Genomic DNA, 13998 nt, shown 5'->3' on the forward strand with positions numbered 1-13998 from the left:
CTCCTGAGTTGCGCGCCGCGTGGTAGCGCTCTCACTCGCTGGTGGCACGCCGGACATGTCCACTCGGCAGCTCCTGCGCCGCCCGCTGGCGGCGGCGTACCGCTCAGAGCGGCGCCTTGGCGCCGGTCGCTTCCGAGGTCGCTGTACCGAACTCAGGAGGGTCTCCTGAATTCGGCGAGGAGGCCAAGGGGATGGTCCGATGGTGTGGTGAGCATCGGTCGGCGCGCGACGAGCGGCCCACGACGAGCAGCGAGCGGCGAGCAGCGAGTGGCGAGCAGCGAGTGGCGAGCAGCGAGTGGCGAGCAGCGAGCAGCGAGTGGCGAACGGCGCGTGGCGTGTGACGGTCTGACTGCTCCTCCACGGGTGTCGGATCCATCGAGAGCCGACGGGTTCGGCGAGGGGGGAGCGGGGAAGACGCCGACGCGGAAGGATCGCGTCATGATCACTCGACGGGTTCAGGAACTGGGCGGCATCGCGACCACGGCGGAATTGCTGAGCTCGGGCTACAGCAGGCGAAACATTCGAGGCCGTCGTCGGGTACGGCCGGGTGATCCGGGTCCGCCGGGGCGTGTACGCGTTGCGGGAGCTCCCGCCCGAGATCCTCGAGGCGTCACGGATCGGTGGTCGGTTGACCTGCGTGAGCGCCCTGGCCTTCCACGGGATCATCCACCGGGCAGACGACGCGCTCCACGTCGAAGTGGCTGCGAACGCGTCACGCTTGCGTGCGCCGACGGGCAGCGTCGTGCTGCATTGGGCGGGCACGCCCGCCGAAGGAACGAGGCTGGTGGTCGGCGTCGGCCCGGCCTTGGCCCAGTCGGCGCGGTGCCGCGGGGGCCGCCGGTAGGCCTCACGCGGTAGCCTGGACACCGTGTCAACGACCAATCCCTTCGGCCAAGTGCTCATCGCGCTCGTCACTCCGTTCACCTCCGACGGCGAAGTCGACTGGGCCGGTGTGGAGCGGCACATCGATGACGTCATCACCGCGGGTGCCGACGGCATCGTCGTCACCGGAACGACCGGCGAGACCTCGACCCTGACGGACGAGGAGAAGATCCAGCTCGTGCGAGTCGGCAAGGCCGTCGCGGCGGGGCGGGCGACGATCATCACCGGTGGCGGCTCGAACGAGACCGCCCACGCGATCGAGCTGTACAAGGCCAGCGAGAAGGCCGGCGCCGACGGCGCTCTCGTCGTCACGCCGTACTACAACAAGCCGACCCAGTCGGGCATCCTTACACACTTCCGCATGGTGGCCGACGCCACCGACCTGCCCGTCATGCTCTACGACATCCCGGGGCGCACCGGTGTGCCGATCCGCTTCGAGACGCTCGTGCGCGCCTCGAAGCACCCCAACATCCTCGCCGTCAAAGACGCCAAGGGTGACTTCGCCGAGGTGAGCCGCGTGCTCAACCAGACCGACCTGCTGTACTTCTCCGGTGACGACGCGAACGTGCTTCCACACCTGTCGATCGGTGCGACCGGACTCGTCGGCGTGACCGGCAACATCACCGCGACGCCGTACCGGCAGATCGTCGACGCCGTCAACGCCGGGGATCTGACGACCGCCACCGCGGCCCACAAGTCCCTCGAGCCGCTCGTGCGCGCAGTGATGACCCACGTGCCCGGGACCGTCGCGGCGAAGTACATCCTGCACGGCCTCGGGCGCATCGCCAGTCCGCGGGTGCGACTGCCACTCGTCGGCCCGGAGGACTTCGAGGCGGCGATCATCGAGGACGATCTCGACCTGGTCAAGAACATCCCCGGAGTGGATTTCGACAACTTCCGCCCCGACCGCAATGCCGCCGCGGGCGGCGCACTCCCGAAGGTCGCGGGCACCACCCGCTAAACGCTTCAACCGGGGGCTCGAGGCCCCACACACTCAAGCACAAGGAACCGATGCCAGTCTCAATCTCCGATCCGCCCGTCCTCACCGCCGGCACGCTGCGCGTCACCCCCATCGGTGGTCTCGGTGAGATCGGACGCAACATGACGACGTTCGAGATCGACGGCAAGATCCTCATCGTCGACTGCGGTGTGCTCTTCCCCGAGGAGAACCAGCCGGGCGTCGACCTGATCCTGCCGGACTTCAGCTCGATTCGGGACCGTCTCGACGACGTGCTCGGCATCGTGCTCACGCACGGGCACGAGGACCACATCGGTGCGGTGCCATACCTGCTGAAGCTGCGCGAGGACATCCCGATCATCGGCTCGACGCTCACGCTGGCCCTCATCGAGGCCAAGCTCAAGGAGCACCGCATCAAGCCGTACACGCTCACGGTCGCGGAGGGGCAGAGCGAACGCCTCGGTCCGTTCGAGCTCGAGTTCGTCGCGGTCAACCACTCGATCCCGGATGCGCTCGCCGTCGCCATCACCACCCGCGCCGGCGTCGTGCTCCACACCGGCGACTTCAAGATGGACCAGCTTCCGCTCGACGACCGCATCACCGACCTGCGCGCCTTCGCACGCCTCGGCGAGGCCGGCGTCGACCTGTTCATGCCGGACTCCACCAACGCGGATGTCCCCGGCTTCACCCCGAGCGAGCGCGACATCGGCCCGGTGATCGAGGCGGTCATGGCGAAGGCGCCGCGCCGGGTGATCGTCGCGAGCTTCTCCAGCCACGTGCACCGCGTGCAGCAGGTGCTGGATGCCGCGGTCGCCAACAACCGCAAGGTCGTGCTCATGGGGCGCTCCATGGTGCGCAACATGGGGATCGCCGCCGAGCTCGGCTACCTCAAGGTGCCCGACGGCGTGCTGATCGACGCGAAGAAGGCCCTCGACCTGCCCGACGACCGCATCGTCTACATGTCCACGGGCAGTCAGGGCGAGCCGATGGCGGTGCTCGCCCGCATGGCGAACCTGGAACACCAGATCGAGATCGGCAAGGGCGACACGGTCATCCTCGCCTCGAGCCTCATCCCCGGCAACGAGAACGCCGTCTACCGCGTGATCAACGGGCTCATGAAGCTCGGTGCGACCGTGGTGCACAAGGGCAACGCGAAGGTGCACGTCTCCGGGCACGCCGCCGCGGGCGAGTTGCTCTACTGCTACAACATCATCAAGCCGAAGAACGTGCTGCCGGTGCACGGCGAGCAGCGTCACCTCGTCGCGAACGCCGACCTCGCGATGCTCACCGGGGTGCCGGAGAGCAACACGATCATCGCCGAGGACGGCACCGTGATCGATCTGCGGGACGGCATCGCGAAGGTGGTGGGGCAGCTCGATCTCGGGTACGTCTACGTGGACGGTTCGAGCGTGGGCGAGATCACGGATGCCGACCTCAAGGATCGCCGCATCCTCGCCGAGGAGGGCTTCATCTCGATCTTCGTCGCCGTCGACCCGCAGACCGGCAAGGTGATCGTCGGCCCGGAGATCCAGGCCCGCGGCTTCGCGGAGGATGAGAACGTCTTCGACACCGTGCTGCCGCAGGTCGTGAAGGCGCTCACCGATGCCGCCGAGAACGGCACTCGCGACACGCACGCCTTCGCACAGGTGATCCGCCGCACGGTCGGCCGCTGGGTCAACACCCAGCACCGCCGCCGCCCGATGATCGTGCCGGTGGTGATCGAGGCGTAGCCTCGATCACCCGGTGGCGCTGTGATTCGTCGATCCGGCCTCGCCGGATCGATCGAGGCGTAGCCTCGATCACCCGGTGGCGCTGTGATTCGTCGATCCGGCCTCGCCGGATCGATCGCGCTTGACGTTCCAGCCACGCGGAACGTTGGGCTTTCGAATCATCCTCGGGTGTGATGTTCTGGAACCCGCGCCCGCATAGCGTTGACGGGTCGTTGTTCCGAGCACTGGAGTCGTCGCTACGTGGCTATCGCACGCAAATGGGTCTTTCCGATCGTCTGGATCGTCGTCTTCGCCGCCATCGCCGCGGCGCTGGTGAAGATCGCGTTCTTCCCCGACTCGTCCGAGGCGAGCTCCCCGCCGCAGCCCGGCGCGGAGATCACCGAGCCGCAGTGGGAGGTCGTGCGCGGTGACGTGCGCAACGACGTGACCCTCAGTGGCACCGTCGCCGCCGACGAGGCGGTGCCGATCATCGCGACGCTCACGGGCGAGGTGCGGGAGGTGCTCGCGGGCCAGGGCCAATCGGTCTCGGCCGGGCAGGAGCTGCTCAAGCTGCGCGCCGAGGTGGTCTATCCCGATGGCACGAGCGGCACGAAGTGGTCGATCGTCACGGCGCCGGCCTCCGGCGTGCTGTCGAGCTTCGCGGTGCTCGTCGGTCAGCAGTACCAGATCGGCGGGACGATCGGGCAGGTCGCGCCTCCGAGCTTCCACGTCAGCGGCAGCATCCCGCCCGAACAGCTCTATCGACTCATCGAGCGACCGGCGGATGCCCAGGTCACCATCAACGGCGGCCCGGCACCGTTCACCTGCACCGGACTGACGATCACGACGGCGCTCGCGGGCGAAGGATCCGGCGAGGGCGCGGGACCCGGCACGGGCACGGGCGGCACCGGGTCCACCGGCGGACCGGTCGTGCGTTGCGCGGTTCCCGCCGAGGTGACCGTCTTCGCGGGTCTGACTGCCGAGGTGGTGATCGCGGGCGGCATCGCCGAGGGCGTGCTCATCGTGCCGACCACCGCGGTCGAGGGCGGCGGTGGCACGGGCAACGTCTACTTCGTGCTCCCGGACGGTTCCACCGAACTGCGTGAGGTCACCCTCGGGCTCAGTGACGGTCAGAACGTGGAGGTGACCGGAGGGCTCGAGGAAGGTGACCTGATCCTGCAATTCGTGCCGGGTGCTCCATCGGATCCGATGGGCGGGATCAAGGGCGAGAACTGCACCATGCTGCCCGACGGCGGAACGGTCTGCCAGGGATGACGCTGCTCTCGCTCGAGGCGGTGACCCGCTCGGTCGAACTGCCGGATGGTGAGCGCCTGGAGATTCTCAAGGGCGTGGACCTCGACGTCGAGGTCGGCGACCACGTGAGCATCGTCGGCCGGTCCGGATCGGGCAAGTCGACGCTGCTGAACCTGCTCGGACTGCTGGACACGCCGACGAGCGGCAGCATCCGCTTCGACGACGAGCCGCTCGAGAAGCTCTCGGGCGGCCGACGCGACCGCAAGCGGGGCAAGGACATCGGGTTCATCTTCCAGCAGTTCAACCTGCTGCAGGGTCGCACGGCCCTCGAGAACGTCGTCACGCCGCTGCTCTATTCGAAGGGACGGCAGTTCTGGCGCCGCACCGCGCTGGCGGCCGAGATGCTGGAGCGGGTGGGGCTGGAACACCGCATGGCCTCGACCCCCGACAAACTCTCCGGGGGCGAGCAGCAGCGCGTCGCGATCGCACGCGCGCTCGTGCGCGGGCCGCGGCTCATCCTCGCGGACGAGCCGACCGGGGCTCTCGACATCGAGACCGGCAATTCGGTGATGGCCCTGCTCGACGAGGTCGCCGAGAACTCGGGTGCGGCCCTGATCACGATCACGCACGACGCGAACGTCGCCGCGCTCGCGCGCCGTCACTACCGTCTCGACCGCGGCGTGCTCGCACCCGTCGACGTCAACCGCGTGCTCGCGATCTCGCTGCCGGAGGCGACGCTGTGAGCACCGAGTTGGAGCCCGCACCGCGCCGCAGCACGGCGCTCGCCCGACGAGCGCTGGCGGCCGAGCGCGGCGGACCCACGAGCGCGCTCGTCGGCTCGGTCGTCGAGGCATGGGACGAGCTGCGAGTGCATCGCGGTCGCGTGCTGCTGAGCCTCATCGGCGTCGGGGTCGCCGTCGCCGCCCTGACGAGCGTGCTCGGCATCGGCGCGATCGCCCAGCAGGCCCAGGTCGAGCAACTCGAGCGCGGATCCGGGCGTCCCGCGACCCTCGTGCTCGGCACGCCGTATGACCCGGTCTCGGGCGCGCAAGCGGACGCCGGGCGCTTCAGGGATGCCGTCGCGACCGCGGTCGAGCGCTACGCCATCGAGTACTCGAGTTCGAACGTCTGGGTGGACAGCACCGTGCAGTTCCCGGATGGCGCGACCTCGGTGGGCACGCAGGCCGTCGACGTGGATTTCGGCGTCATGCACCGAATCGAGCTCGGTGAGGGCCGCTGGTTCACCGACCGCGACGAGTTGCGTTTCGCGCCGGCGCTCGTGGTCAACAACGAGTTCTGGGAGCGCATCGGTTCCCCGCCGCTGGAGAGCCACCCCACGGTCACCATCCTCGGCGACCAGGATGTCACCGCGGTGATCGTCGGCGTGACACCGCCCATGCCCTATGAAGACGGCTACTACTCGATGTTCATGCTGGGCAGCGCGTGGGAGGCGCTGGCGGGGCCCGCCGCGGTCGCCCAGGCCTTCCCCCAGGTGGAGTTCTGGGTGCCGATCGACCTGGCGGAGCAGTTGACGACGCTGATCAAGCGGGACATCGCCGCGGCATTCGGCGATGACTGGCAGGTCGATGTGAACCGGCAGGACTACCTCGCCTGGGGCAACGACGACCCGACCGCCGTGATCCGTCTCGTGCTCGCGGGGATCGCCGTGCTGATCCTGATGCTGGGCGCGCTGGGGTTGGTGAACATCTCGCTTGTGACCGTGCGGCAGCGCATCCGGGAGATCGGCATCCGCCGCGCCTTCGGTGCCACCGCGCCCCGAGTCTTCTTCGCGGTCATGATGGAGAGCGTCGTCGCGACCTTCGTCGCCGGCGCCGTCGGCGTGGGACTGGCGATCGCGCTCGTGCAGAGCCCGATCGTGCAGAACTTCATCGCGCCGGGGCTCGTCGACGTGCCGCCCTTCCCGGTGGAGGCGGCGCTCATGGGGCTCGGCGCGGCGACCCTCGTCGGTGCTCTCGCCGGGCTGCTGCCCGCACTCGTGGCCGTGCGGGTGAAGGTGATCGACGCGATCCGGTACTAGACCTGGCAGGATGTGCGCGTGAAGATCCGGCAGGCACGGGACGACGACCGCGCGTCCATCGAGCGGGCCTTCGTGCTGACCGCGGACTGGAATCCCGCTCGGGTGCGGGGCGAGGCCTTCTGGCGCGCGGATCCGACGTTCGCGCCTTACGTCGAGGGCTGGATGCGTCCGGGCGATTCGGGCTACGTCGCCGAGATCGATGGCGGGGTTGTGGGGGTGCTCTGGATGCGACTGTTCAGCGCGCAGCATCCCGGCTACGGCTTCGTCGACGACCGCACCCCCGAGCTCGGCATCGCGGTGTGGCCGGGCCACCGCGGGCGCGGCATCGGCCGCGCACTGCTGCGCGCCGCGATCGACGGCGCGGACGGCCCCGTGAGCCTCAGCGTCGAGGACGGCAATCCGGCGATCGAGCTGTACCGCTCCGAGGGCTTCGAAGCGGTGGGCCGCTTCGGCGACGCGACGACCATGCTGCACCGCTGAGCCGGGTGTCGTTCCGGCCCGTCGACGGGGGCCGCGGGTACCGTGGACGCCATGGCTACGAGCACCAGGTCGACTTCGCGTGCTCGCACGCCGTCGAAGGGTGGCCGCGGCAACCAGCCGACGAAGCGGATGCCCGCCCGCAAGCAGGTCGTGATCGAGGAGCCGGGCCCGCTCGTCAAGGCCTGGATGGGTCTCGCGCACGCCGCCGGAGGCGCCTTCCGCCTGCTCGGCAAGGAGACCTTCGACAAGTCGGAGCGCCGTGACGGCGTGCCGTTCCTGATCCTCGTGCTCGCGATCGCGGGTGCGGTCGTGGAGTGGTTCAACCCCAACGACCCGGTCGCCATCGCGCTCGACGCCTGGACCTTCGGGGGACTGTTCGGTCGCGTCGCGTTCGCGCTGCCGGTGATCATGCTGCTGTTCGCGGCATGGCTGTTCCGGCATCCCTCGAGCGTGCACGACAACGGTCGCATCGGCATCGGGCTCGGCCTGCTGCTGGTGACGGTCAGCGGCCTGCTGCACACCTTCGGCGGGCAGCCGCAGCCCTCAGCAGGCGTGGAGATGCTCGCGAAGGCCGGGGGTCTCATCGGCTGGGTGGTTGCCAGCCCGCTGATCACGATCGGCTCCGCGGCGCTCGCCACCCCGGTGATCGTCGCGTTGCTCGTGCTGTCGCTGTTCATCATCACCAAGACCCCGCCGAACCGCATCGGCTCGCGTCTGCGGGAGCTCTACGCCTACCTGTTCGGCGCGCAGCTGGCGACCGAGGAGGAGCGTGCCGCGGCGAGGGCCGCGAAGATCGAGGAGTCGCTCGACTTCGGCTCGATGACCGACCTCGGTCTCGGCGACGAAGACCCGGCTTCGCTGCCGTGGTGGCGGCGCAACAAGGCCAACCGCACCGGAGAGCCGGCGTTCGACAGCCCCGTGATCGCGCGCGAGGTACCGGCCGACCAACTCGAGACCGAGGTCGTGGCTCGGGTGCCCGCCGAGGGGGAGTTCGGTATCGACCTGCTGGAAGACCTGCTCAAGGCCGAGGACGCGGTCAAGCGCTTCACCGGCGAGATCGAGCCGGGTGCCACGGGCCTGCGCGAAGACGGCGCCGGGCTGCTGCCGGGCTTCACCGAGAAGGCGTCGGAGAAGGGCGCGGCGGGGGAGTTCGATCTGCCGGCCACGAAGCCGCGCACCACGACGGTGTACCGTCTGCCCGCGGCATCCCTGCTCACCCCCGGCACCCCGCCCAAGGCGCGTTCGGCGGCCAACGACGAGGTGGTCGCGGCGATCACGGAGGTGCTCAAGCAGTTCCAGGTGGATGCCGCGGTCACCGGGTTCAGCCGAGGCCCCTCGGTCACCCGCTACGAGCTCGAGCTCGGCCCGGGCGTGAAGGTCGAGCGGGTCACGGCGCTGGCCAAGAACATCAGCTATGCGGTCGCCTCGAACGAGGTGAGCATCCTCTCCCCGATCCCCGGCAAGTCGGCAATCGGCGTCGAGATCCCCAACAAGGACCGCGAGATCGTCTCGCTCGGCGACGTGCTGCGCTCCGGGGCATCCACCAAGTCCGAGCACCCGATGACGATCGGCCTCGGCAAGGACGTCGAGGGCGGCTTCGTCGTCGCCAACCTCGCGAAGATGCCGCACCTGCTCGTCGCGGGTTCGACCGGGTCGGGCAAGTCGAGCTTCGTGAACTCGATGATCACCTCGGTGCTCATGCGCGCGAAGCCCGCCGAGGTGCGCATGGTGCTCATCGACCCCAAGCGCGTCGAGCTCTCGATCTACGCGGGCGTGCCGCACCTGATCACCCCCATCATCACGAACCCGAAGAAGGCGGCGGAGGCGCTCGCGTGGGTCGTGAAGGAGATGGACATGCGCTACGACGACCTCGCGTCGTTCGGCTTCCGTCACATCGACGACTTCAACCGCGCCGTCGTCGCGGGCGAGATCGTGCTGCCCGCCGGCAGCGAGCGCAAGCTCAGCCCCTACCCCTACCTGCTCGTCGTCGTCGACGAGCTCGCCGACCTGATGATGGTCGCCCCCCGGGATGTCGAGGACTCGATCGTGCGCATCACCCAGCTCGCACGCGCCTCGGGCATCCATCTCGTGCTGGCCACCCAGCGCCCGTCCGTCGATGTCGTGACCGGCCTGATCAAGGCGAACGTGCCGTCGCGGCTCGCGTTCGCGGTGTCGAGCATGACCGACAGCCGCGTCATCCTGGACCAGCCGGGCGCCGAGAAGCTCATCGGCCAGGGCGATGCCCTGTTCATGCCGATGGGCGCCTCGAAGGCGATCCGCGTGCAGGGTGCCTGGGTCACCGAAGCCGAGGTGAACGCGGTCGTGCAGCACGTGATCGCCCAGGCCCGTCCCGAGTACCGCACGGACGTCGCCGTCACCGCCGAGAAGAAGAACATCGACGCCGACATCGGTGACGATCTCGAACTGCTCCTGGCCGCCGCCGAGCTGGTGGTGAGCACCCAGTTCGGCTCCACCTCGATGCTGCAGCGCAAGCTCCGCGTCGGTTTCGCGAAGGCGGGCCGCCTGATGGATCTGCTCGAATCTCGCGAGATCGTCGGTCCCTCGGAGGGCTCGAAGGCGCGCGACGTGCTCGTCACCGCCGAGCAGCTTCCTGGGGTGCTCGCGCGCCTGCGCGGCGACGACGAGCCCGGCGCGGCGCAGTACGATGAAGTCGATGGTGACTCGGACGAGGACGCCTGGAGTCTGACCGATCGGGAGTGACCGAAGTGGATCCTGAGCCGCAGTCGAGCCCGGAGTCCCGTCCGACCAAGCGGCAGTCAGCGCAGGACGCCGCGAACGCCGTGCGCGACTCCATGAAGGGCCGCGTCGCGAGCAGGGGGGATACCCCGGCCTCCAGCGGCAACGTCGCGAATATCATCACCGTGGTGCGCATCCTGCTGGCACCGCTGTTCATCTGGCTGCTGCTGCAGGACGCTGGCCAGAACGGCGTGCTGCGCTATGTGGCCGCCGGGCTGTTCATCGTCGCCATCGCGACGGACAGCCTCGACGGGCACCTCGCCCGCAACCGCAACCTCATCACGGATGCCGGCATCATCCTCGACCCGATCGCCGACAAGGTGCTCATCGGCGGCGCACTCGTCACGCTGTCGATCCTGGGTGAGGTGTGGTGGTGGGTGACCATCGTCATCCTGGTGCGCGAGTTCGGCATCACGGCGTTCCGGTTCGCGGTGCTCTCCAAGCGGGTCATCCCCGCCTCCCGCGGCGGCAAGCTGAAGACGATCGTGCAGGCGGTCGCGATCTCCCTGTTCCTCGTGCCGCTGTGGACGCTGCTGGGCGACTGGGTGCTCTGGGTCAACTGGTCGGTGATGGGCCTCGCGCTGGTGCTCACCGTGGTCACGGGCGTCGACTACCTCGTGCAGGCCTGGCGGCAGAACCGTCGTGGCTGACGCCGCGGCATCCATCATCGCCACGCTCACCGCGCGGCACTGGAGCATCGGGGTCGCCGAGTCGTTGACCGGCGGTCTGCTCACGGCCGAGCTCGTGAGCATCCCGGGCGCCTCGGCCGTGGTGCGCGGGGGCGTGGTCGCCTATGACACCTCGATCAAGCACAGCGTGCTCGGCGTCGATGCCGAGGTGCTCGCGGCGCACGGTGCGGTGCACGCGGATGTCGCGGCCCAGATGGCCAGCGGTGTGCGAGCCGTGCTCGCCGTCGACGGTCGTCCCGCCCACGTCGGCGTCTCCGCGACCGGGGTGGCGGGGCCGGATCCGCAGGATGGACAGCCGATCGGCACCGTCTACCTGGGCTTCGCGATCGGCAGCGAGGTGCGCACGACGCACCTGCAACTGACGGGGTCGCGGGCCGAGATCCGTGCCGCCGTGGTCGACGCCGCACTCACGGAGTTGCTCGACCTGCTCGAGCCGTGAGGCGGGAATAGCACTCGTTTCGATCGCGTTACATCTGTCGAGTTCACAAGCACCACACAGACTGCAGTGGCTAGGGTACTCGTAAGCTAGCCACGAGACAGTTGCGAAAAGGAGGGTCCCACATGGTTCTGGTTCGTCAGGAAATCGGTGACGTTCTCCGTGACTTCCGCCTGCAGAAGGGTCGCACCCTCCGTCAGGTCGCGAGCAAGGCGAGCGTCGCGCTCGGCTACTTGAGCGAGGTGGAGCGCGGCCAGAAAGAGGCCAGCTCCGAGATCCTCGCGTCCGTCGCGGACGCGCTCGACACGCCCATCTCCGTGATCATGCGCGAGGTCGGCGATCGGCTCGCCGTGATCGAGGGCGTCAACCCCATCCCGGACACGCTGCCGGACGACCTCGTCGCCGAGTTCGACGCGGATCTGGTCTCGCGCTAGTCCCTGAGCATCACGAACGCCCCGGCCTCACCGCCGGGGCGTTCGTCGTCTGTCCACGCCCTCGGCCAGCTCGGCCCGAGGAACGAATGATCTAGGTTGGGATGATGCGGCTGAGCGAGTTCCGGACGGCCGTCGCCGACGAGTTCGGCGACTACGGTCGCGTCATCGTGCGCGACCTCGCCCTCACGCAGGTGGGCGGCCTGACCGCCGACGAGGCGATCGCCAAGGGCGTCTCCCCGCGCGAGATCTGGCTGGCCCTCTGCGAGGCCGCCGACGTGCCGCCGGAGCGCCGTTACGGCGTGGGACTGCGCGAGCCGCGCCGCTGACACGCCGCGCGCCACACTCGAAGATCTGTTCGAACGGTGCTAGCTTCTCCATAACGTCTCTTCGAAGACGGGTTTCATCCACAACACGCGAGGTGCTTCGGCCGGATGTCGGCCGCCGAGCGTAGCGTGACAACCAAGCACCACCAGCCTTTGTCGGGAGGCTGCCGCCCTTGCAACACCGGGCGGTGGAGGAGCGACAGCCTATGGGCAGCAACCAGCGACGCGAGTCGCCGAGACCGGAGAAGAAGCACATGGCATCAGCAGCAGACCGCGAGAAGTCCCTCGAGACCGCCCTCGCGCAGATCGACCGCCAGTTCGGCAAGGGTTCCGTCATGCGCCTCGGCAGCGACGAGCGCGCCCCGGTCGAGGTCATCCCCACCGGCTCCGTCGCCCTCGACGTCGCCCTCGGCATCGGCGGACTCCCGCGCGGTCGCATCATCGAGATCTACGGCCCGGAGTCCTCCGGCAAGACCACGCTGACCCTGCACGCGATCGCGAACGCGCAGCGCAACGGCGGCATCGCGGCCTTCATCGACGCCGAGCACGCCCTCGACCCCGACTACGCGGCCAAGCTCGGTGTCGACATCGACTCGCTGCTCGTCTCGCAGCCCGACACGGGGGAGCAGGCGCTCGAGATCGCCGACATGCTCGTGCGCTCCGGCTCGATCGACCTCATCGTCATCGACTCCGTCGCAGCCCTCGTGCCGCGTGCCGAGATCGAGGGCGAGATGGGCGACTCGCACGTCGGCCTGCAGGCCCGCCTCATGTCGCAGGCGCTGCGCAAGCTCACCGGTGGACTCAGCTCCACCAACACCACGATGATCTTCATCAACCAGCTCCGCGAGAAGATCGGCGTGTTCTTCGGCAGCCCGGAGACCACCGCCGGCGGCAAGGCGCTCAAGTTCTACGCGTCGGTGCGCCTGGACATCCGCCGCATCGAGACGCTGAAGGACGGCACGGACGCGGTGGGCAACCGCACGCGCGTCAAGGTCGTCAAGAACAAGATGGCTCCGCCCTTCAAGCAGGCGGAGTTCGACATCCTCTACGGAACGGGCATCTCGCGCGAAGGCAGTCTCATCGACTTCGGTGTGGAGCACGAGATCGTGCGCAAGTCGGGTGCCTGGTACACCTATGACGGCGACCAGCTCGGGCAGGGCAAGGAGAACTCGCGCAACTTCCTGATCGAGAACCCGGCCATCGCCAAGGAGATCGAGCAGAAGATCATGACCAAGCTCGGCATCGGCGTGCCGAAGCTCGTGGAGGCGCCCGCCGCACCGGTTGCGAAGTCTGCCCCGGCCAAGGCCGCCCCCGCCGCGGCAGCACAGCCGGAGCCCGCGCTCCAGGCCGTCGGGGAGTAGCTCGTGAGCGATGGCGAGCGGCTCGCTCCGGTCACCTGGCTGTTCGGCTCGCCGCAACCAGCTGACTCGGGGGAGCCCTCGCCGTCGGCGAGGCTCGCGACCGCACGTGCTGCGCTGAACGAGGCGGAGGCAGAGTCGGTCGCCGATCCGGTACCGGCAGCCCGTGGTTCCTTCGCCCGCATCAGCAACGTGAGCATGCATGCCCTGGCCAGACGCGGCGTCTCCTCGCGCGAGATGCACGATCTCCTGCTGGCGCGGGAGTTCGAGGAGGCCGACATCGTCGCGGAGATCGATCGACTGGAGTCCGTCGGGCTGCTGGACGACGGACTTCTCGCCGAGACGCTGGTGCGCACCCTGCGCGAGCGCAAGGGGCTGGGGCGTGCGGCGCTCGTCGGCGAGCTCAAGCGCCGCAAGCTGCATCCCGATGCGATCGAGGCGGCGCTCGCGGTCGTCGAGGGCGACGATGAACTCGACCGCGCCATCGCGATCGCCGAGCGCCGAGCCCCGCAGCTGCGTTCCTACGACGCCGAGACGGCGAAGCGGCGGCTCGGCGCATTCCTGATGCGCAAGGGCTATTCGGGGTCGGTCGTCTCCACGGCGGTCGCGCGCGCGCTCGAGCCGAGCGGGCCGCGGTTCCGCTGAGCTCGCGCGCTCGACGCCGCGGTTAGGCTTGACGC

The 13998-nt window shown here is 69.0% G+C and carries 13 protein-coding genes; all 13 read left to right on the forward strand.

Annotation, left to right across the window (positions count from 1 at the left end; all coding sequences use genetic code 11):
* Positions 1-868 precede the first annotated feature (868 nt).
* The 13 genes from dapA (at position 869) to PYV02_RS07715 (ending at position 13963) form a co-directional block, all read left to right on the forward strand.
* Positions 869-1843 (forward strand): 4-hydroxy-tetrahydrodipicolinate synthase, encoded by a 975-nt coding sequence (gene dapA / locus PYV02_RS07655; RefSeq protein ID WP_275757789.1) that lies wholly within the window; start codon positions 869-871, stop codon positions 1841-1843.
* Positions 1844-1893: 50 nt separating this feature from the next.
* Complete coding sequence (locus tag PYV02_RS07660) at positions 1894-3570, forward strand: ribonuclease J (protein ID WP_275757791.1); 1677 nt, start codon at positions 1894-1896, stop codon at positions 3568-3570.
* Between the two features lie 240 nt (positions 3571-3810).
* Complete coding sequence (locus PYV02_RS07665) at positions 3811-4824, forward strand: efflux RND transporter periplasmic adaptor subunit (RefSeq protein ID WP_275757793.1); 1014 nt, start codon at positions 3811-3813, stop codon at positions 4822-4824.
* On the forward strand, positions 4821-5546 hold the full coding sequence (locus tag PYV02_RS07670) for an ABC transporter ATP-binding protein (RefSeq protein ID WP_275757795.1): 726 nt from the start codon (positions 4821-4823) through the stop codon (positions 5544-5546). The genes PYV02_RS07665 and PYV02_RS07670 overlap by 4 nt, the downstream gene beginning before the upstream one ends.
* Positions 5543-6841, forward strand: a complete 1299-nt coding sequence (locus tag PYV02_RS07675; protein WP_275757797.1) for an ABC transporter permease — start codon at positions 5543-5545, stop codon at positions 6839-6841. Before PYV02_RS07670 ends, PYV02_RS07675 begins: the two co-directional genes overlap by 4 nt.
* Positions 6842-6859: 18 nt before the next feature.
* Complete coding sequence (locus PYV02_RS07680; protein ID WP_275757798.1) at positions 6860-7321, forward strand: GNAT family N-acetyltransferase; 462 nt, start codon at positions 6860-6862, stop codon at positions 7319-7321.
* Positions 7322-7372: 51 nt separating this feature from the next.
* A complete protein-coding gene (locus PYV02_RS07685; RefSeq protein WP_275757800.1) occupies positions 7373-10042 on the forward strand; it encodes an FtsK/SpoIIIE family DNA translocase in 2670 nt (889 codons plus the stop codon).
* 92 nt (positions 10043-10134) lie between these two features.
* Positions 10135-10728 (forward strand): CDP-diacylglycerol--glycerol-3-phosphate 3-phosphatidyltransferase, encoded by a 594-nt coding sequence (gene pgsA / locus PYV02_RS07690; protein ID WP_275757959.1) that lies wholly within the window; start codon positions 10135-10137, stop codon positions 10726-10728.
* Positions 10721-11206 carry a CinA family protein gene (locus PYV02_RS07695; RefSeq protein WP_275757802.1) on the forward strand — a complete coding sequence of 162 codons (486 nt, stop codon included), beginning with the start codon at positions 10721-10723 and terminating at the stop codon, positions 11204-11206. Before pgsA ends, PYV02_RS07695 begins: the two co-directional genes overlap by 8 nt.
* Positions 11207-11328: 122 nt before the next feature.
* Positions 11329-11637 carry a helix-turn-helix domain-containing protein gene (locus PYV02_RS07700; RefSeq protein WP_275757804.1) on the forward strand — a complete coding sequence of 103 codons (309 nt, stop codon included), beginning with the start codon at positions 11329-11331 and terminating at the stop codon, positions 11635-11637.
* Positions 11638-11741: 104 nt separating this feature from the next.
* Entirely contained in the window at positions 11742-11963 is a 222-nt protein-coding gene (locus PYV02_RS07705) for a DUF3046 domain-containing protein (protein ID WP_275757806.1), read from the forward strand.
* A 251-nt stretch (positions 11964-12214) separates the two neighbouring features.
* Positions 12215-13321, forward strand: coding sequence for a recombinase RecA (recA, locus tag PYV02_RS07710; RefSeq protein ID WP_275757808.1), 1107 nt, complete (start codon positions 12215-12217; stop codon positions 13319-13321).
* Between the two features lie 3 nt (positions 13322-13324).
* Positions 13325-13963 carry a regulatory protein RecX gene (locus PYV02_RS07715; protein ID WP_275757810.1) on the forward strand — a complete coding sequence of 213 codons (639 nt, stop codon included), beginning with the start codon at positions 13325-13327 and terminating at the stop codon, positions 13961-13963.
* Positions 13964-13998: the final 35 nt, after the last annotated feature.

The sequence above is a fragment of the Antiquaquibacter metalliresistens genome (assembly GCF_029211225.1).
In the GTDB taxonomy this organism is placed as follows: Bacteria; Actinomycetota; Actinomycetes; order Actinomycetales; family Microbacteriaceae; genus Rhodoglobus; species Rhodoglobus metalliresistens.